This is a genomic window from Mycobacterium sp. FW102-FHT13B02 (genome assembly GCF_058790275.1).
The window spans coordinates 109,510-130,773 of the sequence record NZ_JBYTCM010000006.1 but is presented as its reverse complement, the minus strand read 5'-3'; the positions used below and the strand labels follow the sequence as shown (position 1 = coordinate 130,773).

Annotated in this window: 20 protein-coding genes; 16 read left to right on the top strand and 4 right to left on the bottom strand. The window is 67.9% G+C overall.

Features of this window, described 5'->3' with window-relative positions:
• Positions 1–3: 3 nt before the first annotated feature.
• Both hpt and AC3WTE_RS12800 read left to right on the top strand, forming a co-directional pair.
• Positions 4–603 carry a hypoxanthine phosphoribosyltransferase gene (hpt, locus tag AC3WTE_RS12805; protein WP_492437920.1) on the top strand — a complete coding sequence of 200 codons (600 nt, stop codon included), beginning with the start codon at positions 4–6 and terminating at the stop codon, positions 601–603.
• Positions 604–622: 19 nt separating this feature from the next.
• Positions 623–2,848, top strand: coding sequence for a molybdopterin-dependent oxidoreductase (locus AC3WTE_RS12800; protein ID WP_492437918.1), 2,226 nt, complete (start codon positions 623–625; stop codon positions 2,846–2,848).
• On the opposite strand, the gene AC3WTE_RS12795 is transcribed toward AC3WTE_RS12800, so the two are convergent.
• Genes AC3WTE_RS12795 through AC3WTE_RS12785 form a run of 3 tightly spaced genes read right to left on the bottom strand, consistent with a single transcriptional unit; the run spans position 2,845 to position 5,690 of the window.
• Positions 2,845–3,564, bottom strand: coding sequence for an SIMPL domain-containing protein (locus AC3WTE_RS12795; protein ID WP_492437916.1), 720 nt, complete (start codon positions 3,562–3,564; stop codon positions 2,845–2,847). The genes AC3WTE_RS12800 and AC3WTE_RS12795 overlap by 4 nt on opposite strands.
• A 21-nt stretch (positions 3,565–3,585) precedes the next feature.
• Positions 3,586–4,761: an LLM class flavin-dependent oxidoreductase gene (locus AC3WTE_RS12790; RefSeq protein WP_492437914.1), complete on the bottom strand. Its 1,176-nt coding sequence runs from the start codon at positions 4,759–4,761 to the stop codon at positions 3,586–3,588.
• Positions 4,758–5,690, bottom strand: coding sequence for an alpha/beta fold hydrolase (locus tag AC3WTE_RS12785; protein WP_492438265.1), 933 nt, complete (start codon positions 5,688–5,690; stop codon positions 4,758–4,760). Before AC3WTE_RS12785 ends, AC3WTE_RS12790 begins: the two co-directional genes overlap by 4 nt.
• A gap of 151 nt (positions 5,691–5,841) precedes the next feature.
• On the opposite strand from AC3WTE_RS12785, the gene ftsH reads away from it, so the two are divergent.
• The 11 genes from ftsH (at position 5,842) to AC3WTE_RS12730 (ending at position 15,242) form a co-directional block, all read left to right on the top strand.
• Entirely contained in the window at positions 5,842–8,088 is a 2,247-nt protein-coding gene (gene ftsH / locus AC3WTE_RS12780) for an ATP-dependent zinc metalloprotease FtsH (protein WP_492437912.1), read from the top strand.
• A gap of 8 nt (positions 8,089–8,096) precedes the next feature.
• Positions 8,097–8,705 carry a GTP cyclohydrolase I FolE gene (gene folE, locus AC3WTE_RS12775; RefSeq protein WP_492437911.1) on the top strand — a complete coding sequence of 203 codons (609 nt, stop codon included), beginning with the start codon at positions 8,097–8,099 and terminating at the stop codon, positions 8,703–8,705.
• A gap of 20 nt (positions 8,706–8,725) precedes the next feature.
• Positions 8,726–9,529: a dihydropteroate synthase gene (gene folP, locus AC3WTE_RS12770; protein WP_492438264.1), complete on the top strand. Its 804-nt coding sequence runs from the start codon at positions 8,726–8,728 to the stop codon at positions 9,527–9,529.
• Positions 9,522–9,896: a dihydroneopterin aldolase gene (gene folB, locus AC3WTE_RS12765; RefSeq protein ID WP_459367162.1), complete on the top strand. Its 375-nt coding sequence runs from the start codon at positions 9,522–9,524 to the stop codon at positions 9,894–9,896. Before folP ends, folB begins: the two co-directional genes overlap by 8 nt.
• Positions 9,893–10,408: a 2-amino-4-hydroxy-6-hydroxymethyldihydropteridine diphosphokinase gene (gene folK / locus AC3WTE_RS12760; protein ID WP_492437909.1), complete on the top strand. Its 516-nt coding sequence runs from the start codon at positions 9,893–9,895 to the stop codon at positions 10,406–10,408. The genes folB and folK overlap by 4 nt, the downstream gene beginning before the upstream one ends.
• The gene (locus AC3WTE_RS12755; RefSeq protein ID WP_492437907.1) at positions 10,408–10,884 is read left to right on the top strand and encodes a DUF3180 domain-containing protein; all 477 of its coding nucleotides are present in this window, start codon (positions 10,408–10,410) and stop codon (positions 10,882–10,884) included. Before folK ends, AC3WTE_RS12755 begins: the two co-directional genes overlap by 1 nt.
• A 78-nt stretch (positions 10,885–10,962) precedes the next feature.
• Positions 10,963–12,060, top strand: coding sequence for a DUF6779 domain-containing protein (locus AC3WTE_RS12750; protein WP_492437905.1), 1,098 nt, complete (start codon positions 10,963–10,965; stop codon positions 12,058–12,060).
• 80 nt (positions 12,061–12,140) lie between these two features.
• Positions 12,141–13,067, top strand: a complete 927-nt coding sequence (locus AC3WTE_RS12745) for a Rossmann-like and DUF2520 domain-containing protein (protein WP_492437903.1) — start codon at positions 12,141–12,143, stop codon at positions 13,065–13,067.
• On the top strand, positions 13,064–14,020 hold the full coding sequence (panC, locus tag AC3WTE_RS12740) for a pantoate--beta-alanine ligase (RefSeq protein ID WP_492437901.1): 957 nt from the start codon (positions 13,064–13,066) through the stop codon (positions 14,018–14,020). Before AC3WTE_RS12745 ends, panC begins: the two co-directional genes overlap by 4 nt.
• On the top strand, positions 14,020–14,427 hold the full coding sequence (panD, locus tag AC3WTE_RS12735) for an aspartate 1-decarboxylase (RefSeq protein ID WP_459367156.1): 408 nt from the start codon (positions 14,020–14,022) through the stop codon (positions 14,425–14,427). Before panC ends, panD begins: the two co-directional genes overlap by 1 nt.
• 5 nt (positions 14,428–14,432) lie before the next feature.
• Positions 14,433–15,242, top strand: coding sequence for a type III pantothenate kinase (locus tag AC3WTE_RS12730; protein WP_492437899.1), 810 nt, complete (start codon positions 14,433–14,435; stop codon positions 15,240–15,242).
• 8 nt (positions 15,243–15,250) lie between these two features.
• Here AC3WTE_RS12730 and AC3WTE_RS12725 read toward each other — a convergent pair whose 3' ends face one another.
• Positions 15,251–16,498, bottom strand: a complete 1,248-nt coding sequence (locus tag AC3WTE_RS12725) for an alanine racemase (protein ID WP_492437897.1) — start codon at positions 16,496–16,498, stop codon at positions 15,251–15,253.
• Between the two features lie 24 nt (positions 16,499–16,522).
• Between AC3WTE_RS12725 and lysS the strand changes: the two genes are divergently transcribed.
• From lysS to clpC1, 3 genes are all read left to right on the top strand, one after another.
• Positions 16,523–18,025: a lysine--tRNA ligase gene (gene lysS, locus AC3WTE_RS12720; RefSeq protein WP_492437895.1), complete on the top strand. Its 1,503-nt coding sequence runs from the start codon at positions 16,523–16,525 to the stop codon at positions 18,023–18,025.
• Positions 18,026–18,132: 107 nt separating this feature from the next.
• Positions 18,133–18,480: a histone-like nucleoid-structuring protein Lsr2 gene (gene lsr2 / locus AC3WTE_RS12715; protein ID WP_455981001.1), complete on the top strand. Its 348-nt coding sequence runs from the start codon at positions 18,133–18,135 to the stop codon at positions 18,478–18,480.
• Positions 18,481–18,737: 257 nt separating this feature from the next.
• Positions 18,738–21,260: an ATP-dependent protease ATP-binding subunit ClpC gene (gene clpC1, locus AC3WTE_RS12710; protein ID WP_492437894.1), complete on the top strand. Its 2,523-nt coding sequence runs from the start codon at positions 18,738–18,740 to the stop codon at positions 21,258–21,260.
• The last annotated feature ends 4 nt before the right edge of the window (positions 21,261–21,264 follow it).

Sequence of the window (21,264 nt, the reverse complement as noted above, 5' to 3'; positions counted from 1 at the left end):
GTCTTGGTACTCGGCGAGCAGGCATGGCACGCTGTTGCAGTGGATCTGTACCCGGGTGACATCAAGTCGGTTCTCCTGTCGGAGGAGCAGGTTCAGGCGCGCATCGCGGAGATGGCCGCGCTCATCGCCGCGGACTATCGCGCCGACTCCGGCGACCAGGATCTGCTGCTGATCACCGTGCTCAAGGGCGCGGTCATGTTCGTCACCGACCTGGCGCGCGCGATCCCGCTGCCGACGCAGCTGGAGTTCATGGCCGTCAGCTCATACGGGTCGTCGACCTCGTCGTCGGGCGTGGTGCGCATCCTCAAGGACCTCGACCGCGACATCAGCGGCCGCGACGTGCTGATCGTCGAGGACATCATCGACTCCGGCCTGACCCTGTCGTGGCTGCTGCGCAACCTGGCGACCCGGGGACCGCGCTCGCTGCGCGTGTGCACGCTGTTGCGCAAGCCCGACGCCATGCGCGCCGACATCGACGTCGCGCACATCGGGTTCGACATCCCCGATGAGTTCGTGGTCGGCTACGGCCTGGACTACGACGAGCGCTACCGCGACCTGCCGTACATCGGCACGCTCGATCCCAAGGTGTACGAACAGCACTAGCCGGAGCAGAATCGCGTGCATGAGCACCGCACTCCGGATCTGCCCCTTCTGTGAAGCCACCTGCGGCCTGACCCTCACCATCGACGATGGTCGCGTGACCGGCGCGCGTGGTGACCACGACGACGTCTTCAGCGCGGGATTCATCTGCCCCAAGGGGGCCAGCTTCGCTGAACTCGACAACGACCCCGACCGGCTGACGCGCCCGCTCGTGCGTCGCGATGGCGTGCTGACCGAGTCCACCTGGGACGAGGCCTACGCCGTTGTCGCCGAGCGACTCGGCGCGGTGCTCGCCGCGCACGGGGGTGCGTCGGTGGGGGTGTACCTGGGTAACCCGAACGCGCACACCATCGCGGGGGCGCTTTATGCCCCGCTGATCGTCAAAGGTCTGGGCACCCGCCAGGTGTTCAGCGCCAGCACCCTGGACCAGATGCCCAAACACGTCGCGCTGGGCCTGATGTTCGGCAGCCCGGGCGCGTTCACGGTGCCTGACCTCGATCGCACGGACTACCTGGTGATCATCGGCGCCAATCCGCTGGTGTCCAACGGCAGCGTGACCACCGCTGCCGACTTCCCCGGCAAGCTGCGGGCGCTGAAGAAGCGCGGCGGCAAGCTCGTGGTCATCGACCCGGCCCGCACCCAGACCGCCAAGCTCGCCGACCGGCACCTGGCCCCGCGCCCGGGAACCGATGCGGCACTACTGCTTGCCGTCGTGCACGTGCTGTTCGGCGAAGGGCTGGTTGACCTCGGTACGAACGCCGAGCACGTCGTGGGCGTCGAGCAGGTTCGGGCCCTGGCCGACGACTTCGCACCGGAAGCGGTCGAACAGGCCTGCGGGATCGATGCCGCCGAGATTCGGCAACTGGCCCGTGAGCTCGCGGCGGCACCGACGGCGGCCGTGTACGGCCGGATCGGTACCTCCACAGTCGAATTCGGCACGATCGGCAGCTGGCTGGTCGACGTGATCAACGTCCTCACCGGCAACCTGGACCGGCCCGGCGGCGTGATGTTCCCGCTCGGTGCAGCCGTGCCGGCGCCGCGGCCGGCAAAGCCCGGCCGCGGGTTCCGAACCGGGCGGTGGGCCAGCCGGGTCTCGGGCTACCCCGAAGTGATGTCCGAGCTGCCGGCGGCCGCGCTGGCCGAGGAGATCGACACCGCGGGCGACGGCCAGATCAAGGCGATGATCACCATCGCCGGCAACCCGGTGCTGTCCGCGCCGGACGGCGATCGGCTCGACAAGGCTTTGGACAGCGTGGAATTCATGCTGTCCGTCGACCCGTATCTCAATGAGACCACGCGGCACGCCGACGTCATCCTGCCGCCGCCCCCGCCATCGCAGAGTCCCCACTTCGACGTCCTGCTGAACAATCTCGCGGTGCGCAACAACGCTCGCTACTCGCCGCCGGTGCTCCCGCTCGCCGGCCGGCCCGACGAGGCCGAGATTCTGTCTCGTATTGCATTGGTGTTGTACGGCATTGGGGCGCAAGCTGATCCGGCCCTCGTCGACGCACAGGTGATCGCCACGACGCTGGCCAAGGAGACGCAAGATCCCGATTCGCCGGTCGCCGGGCGCGACGTCGACCAACTCACCGGCATGCTCCCCGCGGGCCCCGGCTATGAGCGCCGGCTGGACATGATGCTGCGGCTCGGGCCCTACGGCGATGCGTTCGGCACCAAGCCCGACGGGCTGACGCTCGAGAAGCTCAAGGCCAATCCGCACGGCATCGACCTGGGGGCGATGCGGCCGCGGATTCCCGAAGTACTCCGAACCCCAAGCGGGCGAATCGAACTCGCGCCGGAGCCGATCGTTGCCGACGTGGCGCGGCTGCGAGAGGCGCTGAGCCGCTCGGCCGGGGGCTTTCTTCTCATCGGCCGCCGTCACCTGCGCTCGAACAACAGCTGGATGCACAACCTGCCCGCGCTGTCCGGCGGAACCAACCGGTGCACCTTGCAGATTCACCCCGACGATGCCGCCGATCTGGGCCTCACCGACGTCGCCATCATCAAGGGTCCCGGTGGTGAACTGCTGGCCCCGATCGAGGTGACCGACGTGATGCGGCGCGGCGTGGTGTCGCTGCCGCACGGCTGGGGCCACAACCGTGGCGGCACCGGTCAGCAGCTCGCGAGCAGCCACCCGGGCGTCAACGTCAACCAGCTCAACGACGGCACCCACCTGGACCGGTTGTCCGGCACCGCGGTGCTGAACGGGATTCCGGTGGAGATTTCGGCGATTTCTCCGACTGGTTAGCCCAGGTCCCAGATGACCGTCACCGAGAAGTTGACGGTCTTTTGGCCGGGGGACAGCGGCACGGCTTCGGCCATGGCCATCCTCGGGGCCGGCATGGGTGTCGGAGTGGTGCCGCCGGTCGCTTCGGAGATCGAGACCACCTTGCCCAGGTTCAGGCCGGACAACTGGGCGTACTGCTGGGCGCGGTCCTTCGCGTCGTTGAATGCGCGGGTACGGGCATCCTTGACCAGCTGCGAGTCGTCGTCGATGGAGTAGGCGACATTGCTGATCCGGGTGGAATTACCACCGGCCTCGACGATCTTCGCCAGCACCTGCGATGCGGTGTCGAGCTTGCGGACCTTGATGTCGATGGTGTTGCTGGCCCGGTAGCCGGTGATGACGGAGTCGCGGTAGTCGGGCTGCAGCTCGACCTGCTTGGTGGCGATGTCCTTCTTGTCGATGCCGGCCCCGGACAGCGCGTCGAGCACCGCTTGCTGACGGCTGCTGGTTTGGTTCATCGCGGCGGTGACGTCCGGCGCGGTGGCTTCGATGGACGCGGTGACGTTCAGCGTGTCCGGCGTGCCCTGGACCTTGCCGGTGCCGACGACGGTGACCTGGCGGCTTTCCGGCTTGGCGGTGGAATCGGAGTCGGAACCGCAGCCGGCGACGCCGACGGCTCCGGTGATCGCGAGTCCGGCGAGGGTCAGGGCGGCGGTGCGTCGGGTCGCAGATGGCATGACGTCCACCGTACCGATCGCTCAGGACTCGTTGGTGTGCTCCGCGATCGCGTTGACGACGGCTTCGCCGACCCGGCCGAACAACTGGTCGCGCATGCCCTTGGCCCATTCGTGCGAGGCGTGCGGCGCGGTGAGCTGGCCCTTGAAGTGCGGGATCACCTCGCGGGCGAACAACTCGTACGAGTGCATCGTGGCCGCGGGGGGCGCCCAGTCGTGGCCGAGCATCAGGAACGTGCCGAAGCCGCCCGACCGGTCCAGCATGTCCTGGATGTAGCCGATGGCGTCGGCGGGCGTGCCGATGCAGCAATTGCCCTTGGCCGCATAGTCTTCGACGAATCGCCGCGACGTCGGCGCCGGGCCGGTCTGGCTGCCCAGCGGGACGAAGCCGGCCGCGCCGAAGTAGTTCGAGAAGTCCTCCAGGCCGTACGTGCAGTCCTCGATGGCCTGCTCGCGGGTGTCGGCCAGGTGGACGACGCCGAGGACCCGCCAGTTCCGCCGGTCCGGTTCGGGACGCCCGGCCTTTGCGGCCTGGTCGCACACGATGTCCCAGGTGGTCTCGAGGGCGGCGTAGCCGCCGGGTACCGACATCGACAGCGACAGCAGCGACGTGCCCAACTGCCCGGCCAGCCGGGGTCCGGATGGGGAAACCATTGCCGCCGTGGATATTTCGGGATAGGGCCAGGTATACGGGCGGATGTGCAGGGCGGCGTCGCGCAGGGTGAACCAGTCGGTCTCCCGGGAGATCCGTTCGTCGGGACCGGCCCGGAACAAGGCCAGGATGGCCTCGAGGGACTGCTGCATCATCGGCCGCTGGCGCACCGGGTCGATGCCCATCATGTAGGCGTCCGACGGCAATGCGCCGGGGCCGGTGCCGAACATGACCCGGCCGCGGGTCAGGTGGTCGAGCAGCACCCAACGGTCGGCGACCATGAGTGGATGGTGATACGGCAGCGACACCACGCCGGTGCCGAATCGGATGTTCTTCGTGCGTTCGGCCGCGGTCGCGATGAACACCTCGGGGCAGGCGATCAATTCGTAACCGCCGGAATGGTGTTCGCCGAACCACACCTCGTCGTAGCCCAGCTGGTCCAGGCGCACGGTGCGTTCCAGATCGTATTCCAGTGCGGAGGTGGGGGATTGGCCGACAGGGTGGAACGGCGTGATGAAAGCCCCGAAATCCAGTGGGCGAACCGTCATTTCAGTCCTTCGATGAAGTCGATGAGGGCGGCGTTGACCTCGTCGGGCCGCTCCTGCTGCAGCCAGTGCCCGGCGCCGGGGATCATGACCTCCCGGTAGTCGCCGGTCACGACGTCGCGGACCCTGTCGCGCGGGGTGAAACTCAGCACCGGGTCGGCGCTGCCGGCCAGGAACAGGGTCGGCACCGTGATGGTCGGGGCGGGCGTGGTCGCCGTCAGCTCCCAGTTCCGGTCGAAGTTGCGGTACCAGTTCAGCGGACCGGTGAAACCGCTTTCCGTGAAAGCCGTTACGTATGGCTCGAATTCGTCTTCGGTGAGCCAGTCCGGCAGCGGCGGCAGTGGGGTGCCGACGAGCGAGTCCGGTGGTGCGGCGAAGCCTTCCTCCGCGATCATGCGGCGCATCGTGCTCCGTGGATCGCGTCCCAGCGCCGCGTCGGCCACCCCGGGTTCCTGGAAATACAAGATGTAGAAGTAGTTGTCGCCGACCCGGCGGCGCCAGATCTCGGTCGGCGGTGCGGACGCCCGCGGCACCGGCGGCACACTCAGCGTGGCCACCGCCCGCACCCGGTCGGGGTGCAGCAACGCGACGTTGCACACCACCGGCGAGCCCCAGTCGTGTCCGACGAACACCGCGCGCTCGGCGCCTCCGCCAACTTCCGAGTCGAGCAGTCCCACTAGATCTCCCGCGAGATGGACGATGTCGTAGTCCTCGATCGCCGGCGGGCGCGACGAGCCGGCGTAGCCCCGTTGGTCGGGGGCCAGCACGTGGTAGCCGGCGGCGGCCAGCGCCGGAATCTGGTGCCGCCACGAGTACGCCAGTTCCGGGAAGCCGTGCGCCAGGACGACGACGGGGGCGCCGCGGTCCCCGGCTTCGGTGACCTGCAGGTGCACGCCGCCCGTCTCGACTAACCGTTTGGTGGACGTGATCACCGTCCCACCAAAGCACAGCGGCCGTCCGGCCGGAAAGAGGTACCACTGCCGGGAACTGCCGATCGTTTGCATAGCGGTAACCTGTGAACTATCCCGCATCTGTGTATCGGAAGGACCTGGCCGACGAGTATTCGCTGGCCGAAATATGTCGATGAAACGAAAAAACGTCATCCGCACCCTGACCGTCGTCGCGGTCGTGTTGCTGCTGGGCTGGTCTTTCTTCTATTTCAGTGATGACACCCGTGGTTATCACCAGGTCGACACGTCTGTCGCGGTCGCCCAGATCAACGCCGGGAACGTCACCGGCGCCCAGATCGACGACCGGGAGCAGCAGGTCCGGCTGGACCTGAAGAGCGTTGGCCCGGACACCGACAACAGCAACAAGATCATCACGTCGTTCCCGACGGGCTACGCGGTGCCGCTGTTCGACGCGCTCAACGGCAAGAACGTGAAGACCAAGACGGTCGTCAACCAGGGCAGCATCCTCAGCTCGCTGCTGATCTACCTGCTGCCGCTGCTGCTGCTCGTCGGCCTGTTCTTCATGTTCTCCCGGATGCAGGGCGGCGGCCGCATGGGCTTCGGTTTCGGCAAGTCGAAGGCGAAGCTGCTCGGCAAGGACATGCCGAAGACGACGTTCGCGGACGTCGCCGGCGTGGACGAGGCCGTCGAAGAGCTCTACGAGATCAAGGACTTCCTGCAGAATCCGAGCCGCTACCAGGCTCTCGGTGCCAAAATCCCCAAGGGCGTGCTGCTCTACGGCCCGCCCGGTACCGGTAAGACGCTGCTGGCGCGTGCCGTCGCGGGCGAGGCCGGGGTGCCGTTCTTCACCATCTCCGGTTCGGACTTCGTCGAGATGTTCGTCGGTGTCGGTGCCTCGCGCGTGCGCGACCTGTTCGAGCAGGCCAAGCAGAACAGCCCCTGCATCATCTTCGTCGACGAGATCGACGCCGTCGGTCGCCAGCGCGGCGCCGGCCTGGGCGGCGGCCACGACGAGCGCGAGCAGACGCTGAACCAGCTGCTGGTCGAGATGGACGGCTTCGGCGACCGCCAGGGCGTCATCCTCATCGCCGCCACCAACCGGCCCGACATCCTGGACCCGGCCCTGCTGCGCCCGGGCCGCTTCGACCGTCAGATCCCGGTCTCGGCGCCCGACCTGGCCGGTCGCAGGGCCGTGCTGCGGGTGCACTCCGCCGGCAAGCCCATCGCGCCCGACGCAGACCTGGACGGCCTGGCCAAGCGCACCGTCGGCATGTCCGGCGCCGACCTGGCCAACGTCATCAACGAGGCCGCGCTGCTGACCGCGCGCGAGAACGCCACGGTGATCACCGGACCGGCGCTGGAAGAGGCCGTCGACCGGGTGATCGGCGGGCCCCGTCGCAAGGGCCGCATCATCAGCGAGCACGAGAAGAAGATCACCGCCTACCACGAGGCCGGGCACACCCTGGCCGGCTGGGCCATGCCGCACCTTGACCCGGTGTACAAGGTCACGATCCTGGCTCGCGGCCGTACCGGCGGCCACGCTGTTGCGGTGCCCGAGGACGACAAGGGCATGCAGACCCGCTCCGAACTGATCGCCCGTCTGGTGATGGCCATCGGCGGACGCGCCGCGGAAGAACTGATCTTCCGCGAGCCCACCACCGGTGCGGTGTCCGATATCGAGAACGCCACCAAGATCGCCCGCGCCATGGTCACCGAGTTCGGCATGAGCGCCAGGCTGGGCGCGGTCCGCTACGGCACCGAGCATGGTGACCCGTTCCTGGGGCGCACCATGGGCACGCAGGCCGACTACAGCCATGAGGTCGCGCAGCTCATCGATGACGAGGTGCGCAAGCTCATCGAGGCCGCACACACCGAGGCCTGGGATGTGCTCACCCATTACCGCGATGTGCTCGACACCCTCGCCGGCGAGCTGCTCGAGAAGGAGACGCTGCACCGTCCCGACCTGGAGCGCATCCTGGTCGACGTAGAGAAGCGCCCCCGGCTGACCTTGTTCGACGACTTCGGCGGCCGGGTTCCGTCGGAGAAACCACCCATCAAGACGCCCGGCGAGCTGGCCATCGAGCGCGGCGAGCCGTGGCCGCCGCCGGTCGAGGAGCCGGCGTTCAAGGCTGCCATCGCCGCGGCCAGTCAGGCTGCGGCGGGCGTGAACGGCACCAACGGCGCGCACGCTGCCCCGAACGGTCAGCCGCAGCATGGCCAGACCCAGCCGAACTACGGTGCACCCGCGGGCTGGCAGGCCCCGGGCTGGCCGCCGCAGGGACCGCCTCAGCACGGCCACCATGCACAGCAGGGCCAGTGGTACCCGCAGCCGGGCTGGGGTCAGCCCGGTCCGCCGCAGGGCTATCAGCCGTATCCGCAGCAACCGGCACCGCCGCCGGCCAAACCCAACGACGAGTAGGCGCATAGATGACGCGGTCGCAGATCCATTCGGCCACGCTCACCGTCCCGAAGTTCGATCACGATCGAGCCGAGGCCGCGGTGCGTGAGCTGCTGCTGGCAGTGGGCGAGGACCCGGACCGCGACGGCTTGCGGGACACCCCCGGCCGCGTTGCCCGCGCCTTCGAGGAGATCTTCGGCGGCCTGTACACCGATCCCGACTCCGTCCTCGACACCACCTTCGACGAGGGGCACGACGAGCTCGTGCTGGTCAAGGACATCCCGATGTACTCGACCTGCGAGCACCACCTGGTGTCGTTCCACGGTGTCGCGCACGTCGGGTACATCCCGGGTGAGGACGGCCGGGTGACCGGCCTGTCCAAGATCGCGCGGCTGGTCGATCTGTACGCCAAGCGGCCGCAGGTGCAGGAGCGGCTGACCGGCCAGGTCGCCGACGCCCTGATGCGCAAGCTGAACCCACAGGGCGCCATCGTGGTGATCGAGGCCGAGCACCTGTGCATGGCGATGCGCGGGGTCCGCAAGCCCGGCGCGGTGACCACCACGTCGGCGGTGCGCGGCCAGTTCAAGACCTCCGCGTCGTCGCGGGCCGAGGCGCTGGATCTGATCCTGCGGAAGTGAGTTCGCTCAGTACGCAGGTCATGGGCGTCGTCAACGTGACGGCCGACTCGTTCTCCGACGGCGGACGCTTCCTCGACCACGATCGCGCGATCGCGCACGGCCTGACGCTGGCGGCCCAGGGGGCGCAGATCATCGACGTCGGCGGCGAGTCCACCCGGCCCGGCGCGGCCCGGCTGGATCCCGAGGTCGAGCGCGGCCGCGTGCTGCCGGTGATCAAAGAGCTTGTCGCGCATGGCATCACGGTCAGCGTCGACACCATGCACGCTGACGTGGCCGAGGCCGCCCTGGCATGCGGCGTCCACCTCGTCAACGACGTGTCCGGCGGGCGGGCCGACCCGAACATGGCCCCGCTGCTGGCCGACGCGCAGGTGCCGTGGGTGCTGATGCACTGGCGGGAGGTCGACGCCGACCAGCCGCACCGGATTCCGGAGTACTCCGATGTGGTGGCCGACGTGCGGGCCGAACTGCTCGCCGCCGTCGACGACGCCGTCGCAGCGGGGGTGGAGCCGGGCAACGTGATCATCGACCCGGGTCTGGGCTTCGCCAAGTCGGCGGGGCACAACTGGGCGCTGCTGCGGGCGCTGCCCGAGCTGGTAGCCACCGGGATTCCGGTGCTGGTCGGGGCGTCGCGCAAGCGATTCCTCGGCACCCTGCTCGCGGATGCCGACGGCACACCGCGTGAGCCCGACGGCCGGGAGACGGCGACGGCGGTCATCTCGGCGCTGGCCGCGCAGCACGGTGTGTGGGGGGTCCGGGTGCATGATGTGCAGGCGTCGGTGGATGCGGTGAAGGTGGTCTCGGCCTGGGAGGGCTTGCGTGGCTGATCGAATCGAATTGCGGGGCTTGACCGTTCGCGGGCACCACGGCGTCTTCGACCATGAGCGCCGCGACGGGCAGGACTTCGTCGTCGACATCACCGTGTGGATCGACCTGGCCGCCGCCGCGTTGAGCGACGAGTTGTCGGACACCCTCGACTACGGTGCGCTGGCCCAGCAGGCCGCGGACATCATCGCCGGGCCGCCGCGGAATCTGATCGAGACGGTGTCCGCCGAGATCGCCGATTCGGTGATGAACGACCAGCGTGTCCACGCCGTCGAGGTGGTGCTGCACAAGCCCAGTGCCCCGATCCCGTTGACGTTCAACGACGTTGCGGTCGTGGCGCGCAGGTCCAGGCGGGGCGGCAGAGGGTGACGACCGTGGTCCTCTCCATCGGCTCCAACCTGGGCGACCGGCTCGCCCAACTGCAATCGGTGGTCTCCGGATTGGGTGATGCCGTGCGGGCGATCTCGCCGGTCTACGAGACCGATGCCTGGGGCGGCGTCGAGCAGGGGCCGTTCCTGAACGCCGTGCTGCTGGCCGACGCCCCCGGCCTCGACGGCCCGGGCTGGTTGCGCCGGGCGCACGAGTTCGAGAGCGCCGCGGAACGGGTCCGCGAACGGCGTTGGGGTCCACGCACTCTCGACGTCGACATCGTCAGCTGTCACGACGGCGATGTCGAAGTGCGCTCCGCCGATCCGGTGTTGACGCTGCCGCACCCACTGGCGCATCAACGCGCCTTCGTGCTGGTGCCGTGGCTGGCCACCGATCCCGACGCGGCGCTGACCGTGGACGGGCGACCTGTGCCGGTCGCCCGTCTGCTGGCCGCGCTCGATGCCGGGGAACGCGATGGAGTGCGCCGCACCGACCTGGCGCTGGTGCCCTGATGGGACCGACCCGCAAACGCGACCTGGCCATCGGCACGGCACTGGCGACGATCGCCGCGTACCTACTGGTGATCCTGGTATACCGCTGGTTTCCGCCGATCACGGTGTGGACGGGGTTGTCGCTGTTGGCTTTTGCCGCCGCCGAAGCGGGCTGGGCCTTCTACCTGCGGGCCAAGATCAGGGATGGCGCCGTCGGGGTGGGGGCCGGCCGGATCCACCCGCTGGCGGTTGCCCGGTCGGTGGTGGTGGCCAAGGCGTCGGCCTGGGTCGGTGCACTGGCCCTCGGCTGGTGGCTCGGCGTGCTCGGCTACGTGATCCCACGACGGGGTGTGGTGCGGGTGGCCGCAGCCGACTTCCCGGGCGCCACGGTCGCGGCCGTCAGTGCGCTGGCTCTCCTGGTGGCGGGCATGTGGTTGCAGCATTGCTGCCGCGCCCCGCTCGAGCCGCCGGAGAAGTCTGACAGCGCAACCGAATAAGTAACGATCCGGCGGGGATGTGGGGAATCGCCGCTACGGGCGACCTGCGATGGGAACGCAAAACGGTACAGTCAGCGCATGATCGATCCGACCCGGGCGGCGCGCGGCAGGCGTGCAAACCGCAGGCCGGGTTGGTTGCTGCTGACGGCATTGTTGGTGCTGGCCATCGTCGCGAGCTCCGCACTCGTGTTCACCGATCAGGTCGAGTTGCTGAAACTGGCTGTGGTCATTGCCTTGTGGGCCGCGGTGGCGGCGGCGTTCGCGTCGTTCGTATACCGGCGCCAGGCTGATCTGGACCAGGCCCGCGCCCGCGACCTCAAGCTCGTCTACGACCTGCAGCTGGACCGCGAGATCGCGGCGCGGCGCGAATACGAACTGTCGCTGGAATCGCACCTGCGCCGTGAGCTGGCCTCCGAGCTGCGCGCCCAGTCGGCCGACGAGGTCGCGGCGCTGCGCGCCGAGTTGGCCGCGCTGCGCGCCAACCTCGAGTTCTACTTCGACACTGACCTGGTGCACCGTCCGGCGCTCGAGACCGACCGCAGCGGGCAGGCCGCGCCGGTCGGCCGGGTGGTCGCCAGCCGGATCGACACCGAAGATCGGCTGGACCTGATGTCGGAGCCGAACACCGAAGAGAGTCCCATCATCGACGTGGCGGCGGAGCCGCATGTGCCGCCCGACCCGTGGGCACCGCCGCCCCCGCCGCCGCAGCCGCCATTCGGCGGCGCGCACCGTTTCCCCCCGCAGCCGGCGCCGTCGGACTGGCAGCCGTCCCCGGCCGAGGGCCAGTGGATCCCGGCCGGTCAGCCCGGCAGCAACTGGGCAGCAGCCGCGACGCCGGAACCGGTGCAGCCGCCGGCCCCGCCGGCCCCGCCGGCCCCGCCGGCCCCGCCGGTCCAGGACCGCGGCCCCGAACCGACCATGACCCTGCCGGTCGTCCCGCCGGCGCCCGAGCCGGCCCCCGAACCGCCGCGCCGGGGCCGCCACGGCGCTCCCACGGAACCGGGCATGGAACCGCCCGCAGCAGAGACCCCTGTCACATCCGGCCGTCGGCGCCGCGCCGAGCCCGAGGATGAACCCGCAGGTCAGCACGTTGGCGGGCAGCCGGCGGCCGAATTGCTGGCGCGTCTGCAGGCCAACCCCAGTGGCGGCGGCCGTCGACGTCGCCGCGAGGACTGAGCTACGCTCTGCGGTGACCGTCCGGTACCTGCCAGGCAGGACCGGAACGAGGAGTAACCACCAATTGTGAGGTCGCTGCAATGAAGCAGCTCGACGGACTGCGTCCGGCCCGGCTCACTGTCGGAATCATTTCCGCGGGGCGGGTCGGCAGTGCGCTGGGTGTTGCGCTGGAGCGCGCCGACCACGTCGTCGTCGCCTGCAGCGCGATCTCCCATGCGTCCCGCGGCCGTGCCGAACGGCGACTGCCCGACACTGAGGTGCTGCCCGCCCACGATGTCGCCGCCAAGGCCGAACTCCTGTTGCTGGCCGTTCCGGACGCGGAGCTGACGTCGGTCGTCGCCGGCCTGGCGGCCACCGGCTCCGTCCGTCCCGGCACCATCGTCGTACACACCTCGGGGGCCAACGGCATCGCGGTGCTGGCGCCGCTGACCGAGCAGGGCTGTATCCCGCTGGCCATCCACCCGGCCATGACGTTTACGGGTGCGGACGAAGATGTGAGCCGTCTCTCCGAATGCTGTTTCGGCATCACCGCGGCCGACGACATCGGCTACGCCATCGCGCAGTCCCTTGTTCTCGAGATCGGCGGCGAACCGTTCCGGGTTCGCGAAGACGCCCGCACGCTCTACCACGCGGCCTTGGCACACGCCGGCAATCACGTCATCACCGTCGTCCTCGACGCCGTCGAAGCCCTGCGCGGTGCGCTGGCCGGTCAGGAACTGCTCGGCCAGGAGCTGGTCACGGGCGACCCGGCCGGCATCGCCGAACGTATTCTCGCGCCGCTGGCCCGGGCCTCCCTGGAGAACGCGCTGCAGCGTGGACAGAGCGCGCTGACGGGCCCGGTGGCCCGCGGTGACGGCGCCGCCGTCGCCGCGCATCTGGGTGCCCTCGAAGAGACGAATCATGAACTGGCGCAGGCATATCGGGCCATGTCGCGGCGTACCGCGCAACGGGCCCACGCGCCCGATGAGGTTTTCGCCGTATTGAACGACTCTGGGAGAGCGCAGTGACCGATCGCAGGCCGCCGAAGTTCACCGCGGGCGAGCTGAACCTCTACACCCGTCCGACCGACGTGTCGGACGTGTCGCGGGTGCTGCGCTCATCCGGACGGCGAGTGATGCTCGTACCGACCATGGGTGCGCTGCACGACGGCCACCTGGAGCTGGTGCGGTCCGCCAAGAAGGTGCCCGGCGCTGTCGTGGTGGTGTCGATCTTCGTCAACCCCCTGCAGTTCGGTGCGGGCGAGGACCTGAACGCCTACCCGCGCACCCTGGACGCCGACATCGAGCTGCTGCGGGGTGAGGACGTCGACATCGTCTTCGCGCCCAGCGCGGCTGACATGTACCCGGGCGGTCAGCGCACCACGGTCATGCCGGGCCCGCTGGGCGCCGAGCTGGAGGGCGGCTCCCGCCCGACGCATTTCGCCGGCATGTTGACGGTGGTGCTCAAGCTGCTGAACATCGTGCGCCCCGACCGCGCGTTCTTCGGCGAAAAGGACTATCAGCAGCTGGTTCTCGTGCGTCAGATGGTCGACGACCTCAATCTCGACGTGCGCGTCCAGGCGGTACCGATCGTGCGCGAGAACGACGGTCTGGCCATGTCGTCGCGCAACCGCTACCTGGACCCTGAACAGCGGGAGCAGGCCGGGGCGCTGTCCGCGGCCCTGTTGGCCGGCAAGTACTCCGCGCCGCATGGCGCGGCCGCCGCACTCGATGCGGCCCGGGCGGTCCTCGACGAGGTTCCCGCCATCGACGTCGACTATCTGGAGGTCCGGGACCCCTGGCTGGGTCCGGCACCGGTAACGGGGCCGGCCCGCATGCTGGTGGTCGGCCGGCTCGGCAAGACCAGATTGTTGGACAACATCGCCATCGATATCGGCGCATCCGCAGGGATCGACGGTCACCCCAACGTGGGGTCTGCCGCCGACCAGGACGGTAGCCACGAATTACCTTGGAGGAATTGATGTTTCGCACCATGCTGAAGTCCAAGATTCACCGCGCCACGGTGACGCAGGCGGACCTGCACTACGTCGGCTCGGTGACCATCGACGCCGATCTGATGGACGCCGCCGACATCCTCGAGGGCGAGCAGGTCACCATCGTCGACATCGACAACGGAAACCGGCTGGTCACTTACGCCATCACCGGCGAGCGCGGGACCGGCATCATCGGGATCAACGGTGCCGCAGCGCATCTCATCCACCCGGGTGACCTGGTGATCCTGATCGCCTACGCCACCATGGACGACGCCGAGGCCCGCACGTACCAGCCGAATGTGATCTTCGTCGACGCGCAGAACCAGCAGATCGACTTCTCGCACGACGCCGCGCACGTCCCGGACGGTGTCGACGGCCTGCTCTCGCCGCGGTAACGCCGGTGCTGCTGGCAATCGATGTCCGCAACACCCACACCATCGTCGGGTTGATCTCGGGCTCTGGAGATCACGCAAAGGTGGTGCAGAACTGGCGGATTCGCACCGAGTCGGAAGTGACGGCCGACGAGCTCGCGCTGACCATCGACGGCCTGATCGGTGACGATGCCGAAAACCTGCTCGGCGCAACCGGTTTGTCGACGGTGCCATCGGTGCTGCACGAAATCCGGGTGATGCTGGACCAGTACTGGCCGAAGGTGCCGCACGTCCTGATCGAGCCGGGTGTGCGCACCGGCATCCCGCTGCTGGTCGACAACCCCAAAGAGGTCGGGGCCGACCGGATCGTCAATTGCCTTGCGGCATATCACAAATACGGTACGGCGGCCATCGTCGTCGACTTCGGATCCTCGATCTGCGTCGACGTCGTCTCGGCCAAGGGTGAATTTCTCGGCGGCGCCATCGCGCCGGGTGTCCAGGTGTCCTCGGATGCCGCGGCAGCGCGTTCTGCGGCGCTGCGCCGGGTCGAGCTGACCCGGCCCCGGTCGGTGATCGGCAAGAACACCGTCGAGTGCATGCAGGCCGGTGCGGTGTTCGGCTTCGCCGCCCTGGTGGATGGTTTGGTGAACCGGGTGCGTGAAGACCTCGAGGACTTGCGCGGTTCCGACGGCCACAACGTGACCGTGGTCGCCACCGGGCACACCGCGCAACTGGTGCTGCCCGACCTGCGTACCGTGCAGCACTACGACAAGCACCTCACCCTCGACGGCCTGCGCATGGTCTTCGAGCGCAACCAGCGCAACTCCCGCCGCTCCTAGACGCGCGCCTAGAAGAAGGTGCGGACCAGTTCCACCACCCGGTGGCCGGCGTCGAGCACCGGGATCAGCTGCCACTTGTCGAACACCGTGCAGGGGTGCGAGATCCCGAACTCGAGCCAGTCGCCGACACCCAGACTCTGGTCGGCCGGCGCCAGCCGCAGATAGGCGTGCTGGTCGTTGAGCTTCTCGACGCGACTGTCGGGCCGCCCGTACGGCATGGGCAGGTCCTGGTCGAACGACACGTCCCGGCGGCCCATTCCCACGATGGCGAGGTCGGGTTCGGGCCGGGATAGCACCTGTGCCCACACACTCAGTGCAGGCTGCAGGTGGCCGTTTTCGGTGCGGCCCAGCGGCGACGTCCGGGCGTAGAGGCCGTCGTCGTGCGTCAGGTAGCAGCCGCTGCGCACCACGGTGTGCACCGACATGCCGTCGGGCCAGCCGGTCAAGATGTCGGCGACCAGGTCGAAGTAGGTGCTGCCGCCGGCGGTCACCAGAATCTCGTCCGTCTCGAACAGCGGACGCAGCCGAATTGCTGCTTCGCGCACGGTGTGCAGGTACCCGGAGACGGCAGCCACCGCGGCGTCGCTGACCTCATGGCCGGTGGCCGCTTCGTATCCGGCGACACCGACCAGCCGCAGCCGGTCCGAGTTGACCACCGCGCGCGCCACCGCGTCCACGGTCTCGGCGTCGCGGCAGCCCGTGCGGCCACCCGGCTGGCCGACTTCGACGCACACGTCCACCTGGCGGCGCCGGCCTGTCAGCGCGGACGTCATCAGCTGCACACCGCGGACCGAGTCCACCCAGCACGTCAGCTCGAAATCGGGATTGGCGTCCAGCTCGGCGGCCAGCCAGCGCAGCCCGGTGACGTCGACAAGTTGGTTGGCCAGGATGATCCGGCGGACCCCGAAGGCCCGGAACACCCGGACCTGGCTGATGGTGGCGGCGGTGACGGCCACCGCGCCGGCGCCGAGCTGACGGGCCAGCAGCTGCGGAGACATATGGGTCTTGCCGTGTGGCGCGAGCTGCACGCCCCGCCGCCGGCACCAGCGCGCCATGGTGACCATGTTGTGCACCAGCGGCTGGGTGCGCAGCGTGCACACCGGTGATACGGCGCCGTCGTCGAACAGGCTGGGGCGCCGACGGCACACCTGGGCAGGGGTCTGACCCCACCAGGAGGACGGCAGGCCCTTGTATTTCCAGTCGATCGGCTCGTGGTCCAGCGCATCGACGGTGGACTGCTCCAAACTGGTGGCCATGGCCTTCATTTAAGCTGGCATTTCGTGAGCGAAGCCGACAGCCCCGACATTCCCGAGCAGTTCCGCATCCGCCAGGCCAAGCGTGAGCGGCTGCTGGCCGAGGGGCGCGACCCGTATCCGGTCGAGGTGCCACGCACTCACACCCTCGCTGAGCTCAGGGCGGCCTATCCGGAGCTCGCCGCGGACACCGCCACCGGCGACATCGTCGGCGTCGCCGGCCGCGTCGTGTTCGCCCGGAACTCGGGCAAGCTGTGCTTCGCGACGCTCCAGGAGGGCGACGGCACCCAGCTGCAAGCCATGCTGAGCCTGGACAAGGTGGGCCAGGAGTCGCTCGACGCCTGGAAGTCCGACGTGGACCTGGGCGACATCGTGTTCGTCGAGGGCGAGGTCATCAGTTCCCGGCGCGGCGAATTGTCTGTGCTTGCCCAGAACTGGCAAATAGTGTCGAAGGCTCTGCGGCCGCTTCCTGTCGCGCACAAGGAATTGAATGAAGAGACCCGGGTCCGGCAGCGTTACGTCGACCTGATCGTGCGCCCGGAAGCCCGCAATGTCGCCCGGCAGCGTATTGCGGTCGTGCGGGCATTGCGTTCGGCACTCGAGCGCCGCGGCTTTCTGGAAGTCGAGACTCCGATGCTGCAGACGCTGCCCGGTGGCGCCGCGGCGCGCCCATTCATCACGCACTCGAACGCGCTCGATGCGGATCTGTACCTCCGCATCGCACCGGAGTTGTTCCTGAAGCGCTGCCTGGTCGGTGGTTTCGAGAAGGTTTTCGAGCTCAATCGGAACTTTCGTAACGAGGGTGCCGATTCCACGCATTCACCGGAATTCGCGATGTTGGAGACATATCAGGCCTACGGCACATATGACGATTCCGCGATTGTGACGCGTGAGCTTATTCAGGAGGTCGCAGACGAGGCCATTGGGACTCGAATGGTGCCCCTGCCGGACGGCTCCACCTATGACCTCGATGGTGAATGGGCGACCATCGAAATGTATCCGTCGTTGTCCGAAGCCCTGGGCGAGGAGATCACTCCCGATACTTCTGTCGAGTACCTGTGGAAGGTCGCCGAACGACTGGGTGCCGAGATTCCGCGGGACCGCGGATACGGCCACGGGAAATTGATCGAGGAACTGTGGGAGCACACCGTCGGTGATCGTCTTTGGGCGCCGACCTTCGTCCGGGATTTCCCGGTGGAGACCACGCCGTTGACTCGGGCCCACCGCACTATTCCGGGCGTTACAGAAAAATGGGATCTGTATGTCCGGAAGTTCGAGCTGGCCACGGGATATTCGGAGTTGATCGATCCGGTTATTCAGCGCGAGCGTTTCGAGGCCCAGGCTCGTGCCGCCGCTGCCGGTGACGACGAGGCAATGCGACTTGATGAGGATTTCCTTATCGCATTGGAGTATGCGATGCCGCCGACCACCGGAACAGGAATGGGACTCGACCGCTTGCTGATGGCGTTGACGGGGTTGACGATTAGAGACACGGTTTTGTTCCCGATTGTTCGCCGCCAGGCCGACTGAACACTGCGTAACCCAGGACTTGTTGAAGGAATTCCGTGCTATGCCAGCATTGTTCTGGCAGAATCGATTCTGCGTTTTTATCGAGGCAGAAGGGTTAGTGTGGGCCGATGGCAAAGAAAGTGACTGTCACGCTCGTCGACGATTTCGACGGCGAAGGTGCGGCGGATGAGACGGTCGAATTTGCCCTCGACGGGGTGAACTACGAGATCGACCTCACCACCAAGAACGCCACGAAGCTTCGGAATGATTTGAAGAAATGGGTCGAGGCCGGCCGCCGGGTCGGTGGTCGCCGTCGCGGCCGCGCCAGCGCCGGTACCTCCGGGCGTGGCCGCGCTTCGATCGACCGTGAGCAGAGCGCTGCCATCCGGGAATGGGCGCGCCGTAACGGCCACAATGTCTCCAGCCGGGGTCGCATTCCGGCGGAGATCATCGACGCGTTCCACGCCGCGACCTGAGTCTGCGGGCAACGTAATTCAGTGTTGCCCCCGGTTTTCTGTTCGCTTTCGGCGTAGCGTCGGCGAGCCGATCCGGGAAACGATTCATAACCGCTGCGCGTTGGCTTTTTCACAGCGCTGATCGGGCCTTGCGAGTAGGGGATACCGCAGGGCACGCAGGGTCGCCGCCCATTAGAGTGGACGGTAGGCGCACAGCGTCGCGACACGCGAAGTGACGCGGCAGGAGCTGCGGCTACGAGGGAGAGCAGGTAACACCGATGTTTGAGAGATTCACCGACCGGGCCCGTCGGGTCGTCGTCCTGGCTCAAGAAGAAGCCCGGATGCTCAACCACAACTACATCGGCACCGAGCACATCCTGCTTGGCCTCATTCATGAGGGCGAGGGCGTAGCCGCCAAGTCGCTGGAATCACTGGGGATCTCGCTCGAAGGCGTGCGGAGCCAGGTCGAAGAGATCATCGGCCAGGGCCAGCAGGCGCCGTCGGGCCACATCCCGTTCACCCCGCGCGCCAAGAAGGTGCTCGAGCTGTCGCTGCGCGAGGCGCTGCAGCTCGGCCACAACTACATCGGCACCGAGCACATCCTGCTCGGCCTCATCCGTGAGGGTGAGGGCGTCGCGGCGCAGGTGCTCGTGAAGCTGGGTGCTGAGCTGACCCGTGTGCGTCAGCAGGTCATCCAGCTGCTGTCGGGCTACCAGGGCAAGGAGACCGCCGAAGCCGGTACCGGTGGGCGGGGAGGGGAAACCGGCAATCCTTCCACGTCGTTGGTTCTCGACCAGTTCGGCCGCAACCTGACCGCCGCCGCCGCCGAGGGCAAGCTCGATCCGGTCATCGGCCGCGAGAAGGAAATCGAGCGGGTCATGCAGGTGCTGAGCCGCCGCACCAAGAACAACCCGGTGCTGATCGGTGAGCCCGGCGTCGGTAAGACCGCCGTCGTCGAGGGCCTGGCTCAGGCCATCGTGCACGGCGAGGTTCCCGAGACCCTCAAGGACAAGCAGCTCTACACGCTGGACCTGGGTTCGCTGGTCGCCGGCAGCCGCTACCGCGGTGACTTCGAAGAGCGCCTGAAGAAGGTGCTCAAGGAGATCAACACCCGCGGCGACATCATCCTGTTCATCGACGAGCTGCACACGCTCGTCGGTGCGGGTGCCGCCGAAGGTGCCATCGACGCGGCGAGCATCCTCAAGCCGAAGTTGGCCCGTGGCGAGCTGCAGACCATCGGTGCGACCACCCTCGACGAGTACCGCAAGTACATCGAGAAGGACGCCGCCCTGGAGCGCCGGTTCCAGCCGGTGCAGGTGGGCGAGCCGACCGTCGAGCACACCATCGAGATCCTCAAGGGTCTGCGCGACCGCTACGAGGCGCACCACCGCGTCTCCATCACCGACGGTGCGCTGGTCGCTGCCGCGACGCTGGCCGACCGCTACATCAACGACCGGTTCCTGCCGGACAAGGCCATCGACCTGATCGACGAGGCCGGTGCCCGCATGCGCATCCGCCGGATGACCGCTCCGCCAGACCTGCGCGAGTTCGACGAGAAGATCGCCGATGCCCGCCGGGAGAAGGAATCGGCCATCGACGCGCAGGACTTCGAGAAGGCAGCCCGGCTGCGCGACTCGGAGAAGACCTTGGTCGCGCAGCGCGCCGAGCGGGAGAAGCAGTGGCGTTCGGGTGACCTCGACGTGGTCGCCGAGGTCGACGACGAGCAGATCGCCGAGGTCCTGGGCAACTGGACCGGCATCCCGGTCTTCAAGCTGACCGAGGCCGAGACCACGCGCCTGCTGCGCATGGAGGATGAGCTGCACAAGCGGATCATCGGCCAGGTCGACGCCGTCAAGGCCGTCTCGAAGGCCATCCGGCGTACCCGCGCCGGTCTGAAGGACCCGAAGCGTCCCTCGGGCTCGTTCATCTTCGCCGGCCCGTCCGGTGTCGGTAAGACCGAGCTGTCGAAGGCGCTGGCCGAGTTCCTGTTCGGCGACGACGACGCGCTCATCCAGATCGACATGGGCGAGTTCCACGATCGCTTCACCGCGTCGCGGCTGTTCGGTGCCCCTCCGGGCTACGTCGGCTACGAAGAGGGCGGCCAGCTCACCGAGAAGGTGCGCCGCAAGCCGTTCAGCGTGGTGCTGTTCGACGAGATCGAGAAGGCCCACCAGGAGATCTACAACAGCCTCCTGCAGGTCCTCGAAGACGGCCGCCTGACCGACGGTCAGGGTCGCACCGTCGACTTCAAGAACACCGTGCTGATCTTCACCTCGAACCTCGGCACCAGCGACATCAGCAAGGCAGTTGGCCTCGGCTTCACTTCGGGTGGCGGCGAGAACAACTACGAGCGGATGAAGCTCAAGGTGCACGACGAGCTGAAGAAGCACTTCCGCCCGGAGTTCCTGAACCGTATCGACGACATCATCGTGTTCCACCAGCTGACGCAGGAAGAGATCGTTCAGATGGTCGAGCTGATGATCGGCCGGGTCGGCAAGCAGCTCAAGGCCAAGGACATGGAGATGGAGCTGACGCCGAAGGCCAAGGCACTGCTGGCCAAGCGCGGCTTCGATCCGGTGCTCGGTGCGCGACCGCTGCGTCGCACCATCCAGCGCGAGATCGAGGACCAGCTCTCCGAGAAGATTCTCTTCGAGGAGGTCGGCCCCGGTCAGCTGGTCACCGTCGACGTCGAGAACTGGGACGGCGAGAGCAACAACACCGAGGACGCGAAGTTCACGTTCGTCGGTCGGCCGAAGGAATCGGCCGACTTGGCCGAGGCCGCGGCGACTGCTTCCGAATAGCCGG

Excerpts from the sequence above, each read along its gene's own strand:
- AC3WTE_RS12800 (WP_492437918.1), top strand. The coding sequence starts at position 623 with ATGAGCACCGCACTCCGGATCTGCCCCTTCTGTGAAGCCACCTGCGGC.
- AC3WTE_RS12795 (WP_492437916.1), bottom strand. The coding sequence starts at position 3,564 with ATGCCATCTGCGACCCGACGCACCGCCGCCCTGACCCTCGCCGGACTC.
- panD (WP_459367156.1), top strand. The coding sequence starts at position 14,020 with ATGTTTCGCACCATGCTGAAGTCCAAGATTCACCGCGCCACGGTGACG.
- AC3WTE_RS12755 (WP_492437907.1), top strand. The coding sequence starts at position 10,408 with ATGGGACCGACCCGCAAACGCGACCTGGCCATCGGCACGGCACTGGCG.
- lsr2 (WP_455981001.1), top strand. The coding sequence starts at position 18,133 with ATGGCAAAGAAAGTGACTGTCACGCTCGTCGACGATTTCGACGGCGAA.
- AC3WTE_RS12745 (WP_492437903.1), top strand. The coding sequence starts at position 12,141 with ATGAAGCAGCTCGACGGACTGCGTCCGGCCCGGCTCACTGTCGGAATC.
- folP (WP_492438264.1), top strand. The coding sequence starts at position 8,726 with ATGGGCGTCGTCAACGTGACGGCCGACTCGTTCTCCGACGGCGGACGC.
- AC3WTE_RS12790 (WP_492437914.1), bottom strand. The coding sequence starts at position 4,761 with ATGACGGTTCGCCCACTGGATTTCGGGGCTTTCATCACGCCGTTCCAC.
- AC3WTE_RS12750 (WP_492437905.1), top strand. The coding sequence starts at position 10,963 with ATGATCGATCCGACCCGGGCGGCGCGCGGCAGGCGTGCAAACCGCAGG.
- AC3WTE_RS12725 (WP_492437897.1), bottom strand. The coding sequence starts at position 16,498 with ATGGCCACCAGTTTGGAGCAGTCCACCGTCGATGCGCTGGACCACGAG.
- folE (WP_492437911.1), top strand. The coding sequence starts at position 8,097 with ATGACGCGGTCGCAGATCCATTCGGCCACGCTCACCGTCCCGAAGTTC.
- clpC1 (WP_492437894.1), top strand. The coding sequence starts at position 18,738 with ATGTTTGAGAGATTCACCGACCGGGCCCGTCGGGTCGTCGTCCTGGCT.
- ftsH (WP_492437912.1), top strand. The coding sequence starts at position 5,842 with ATGAAACGAAAAAACGTCATCCGCACCCTGACCGTCGTCGCGGTCGTG.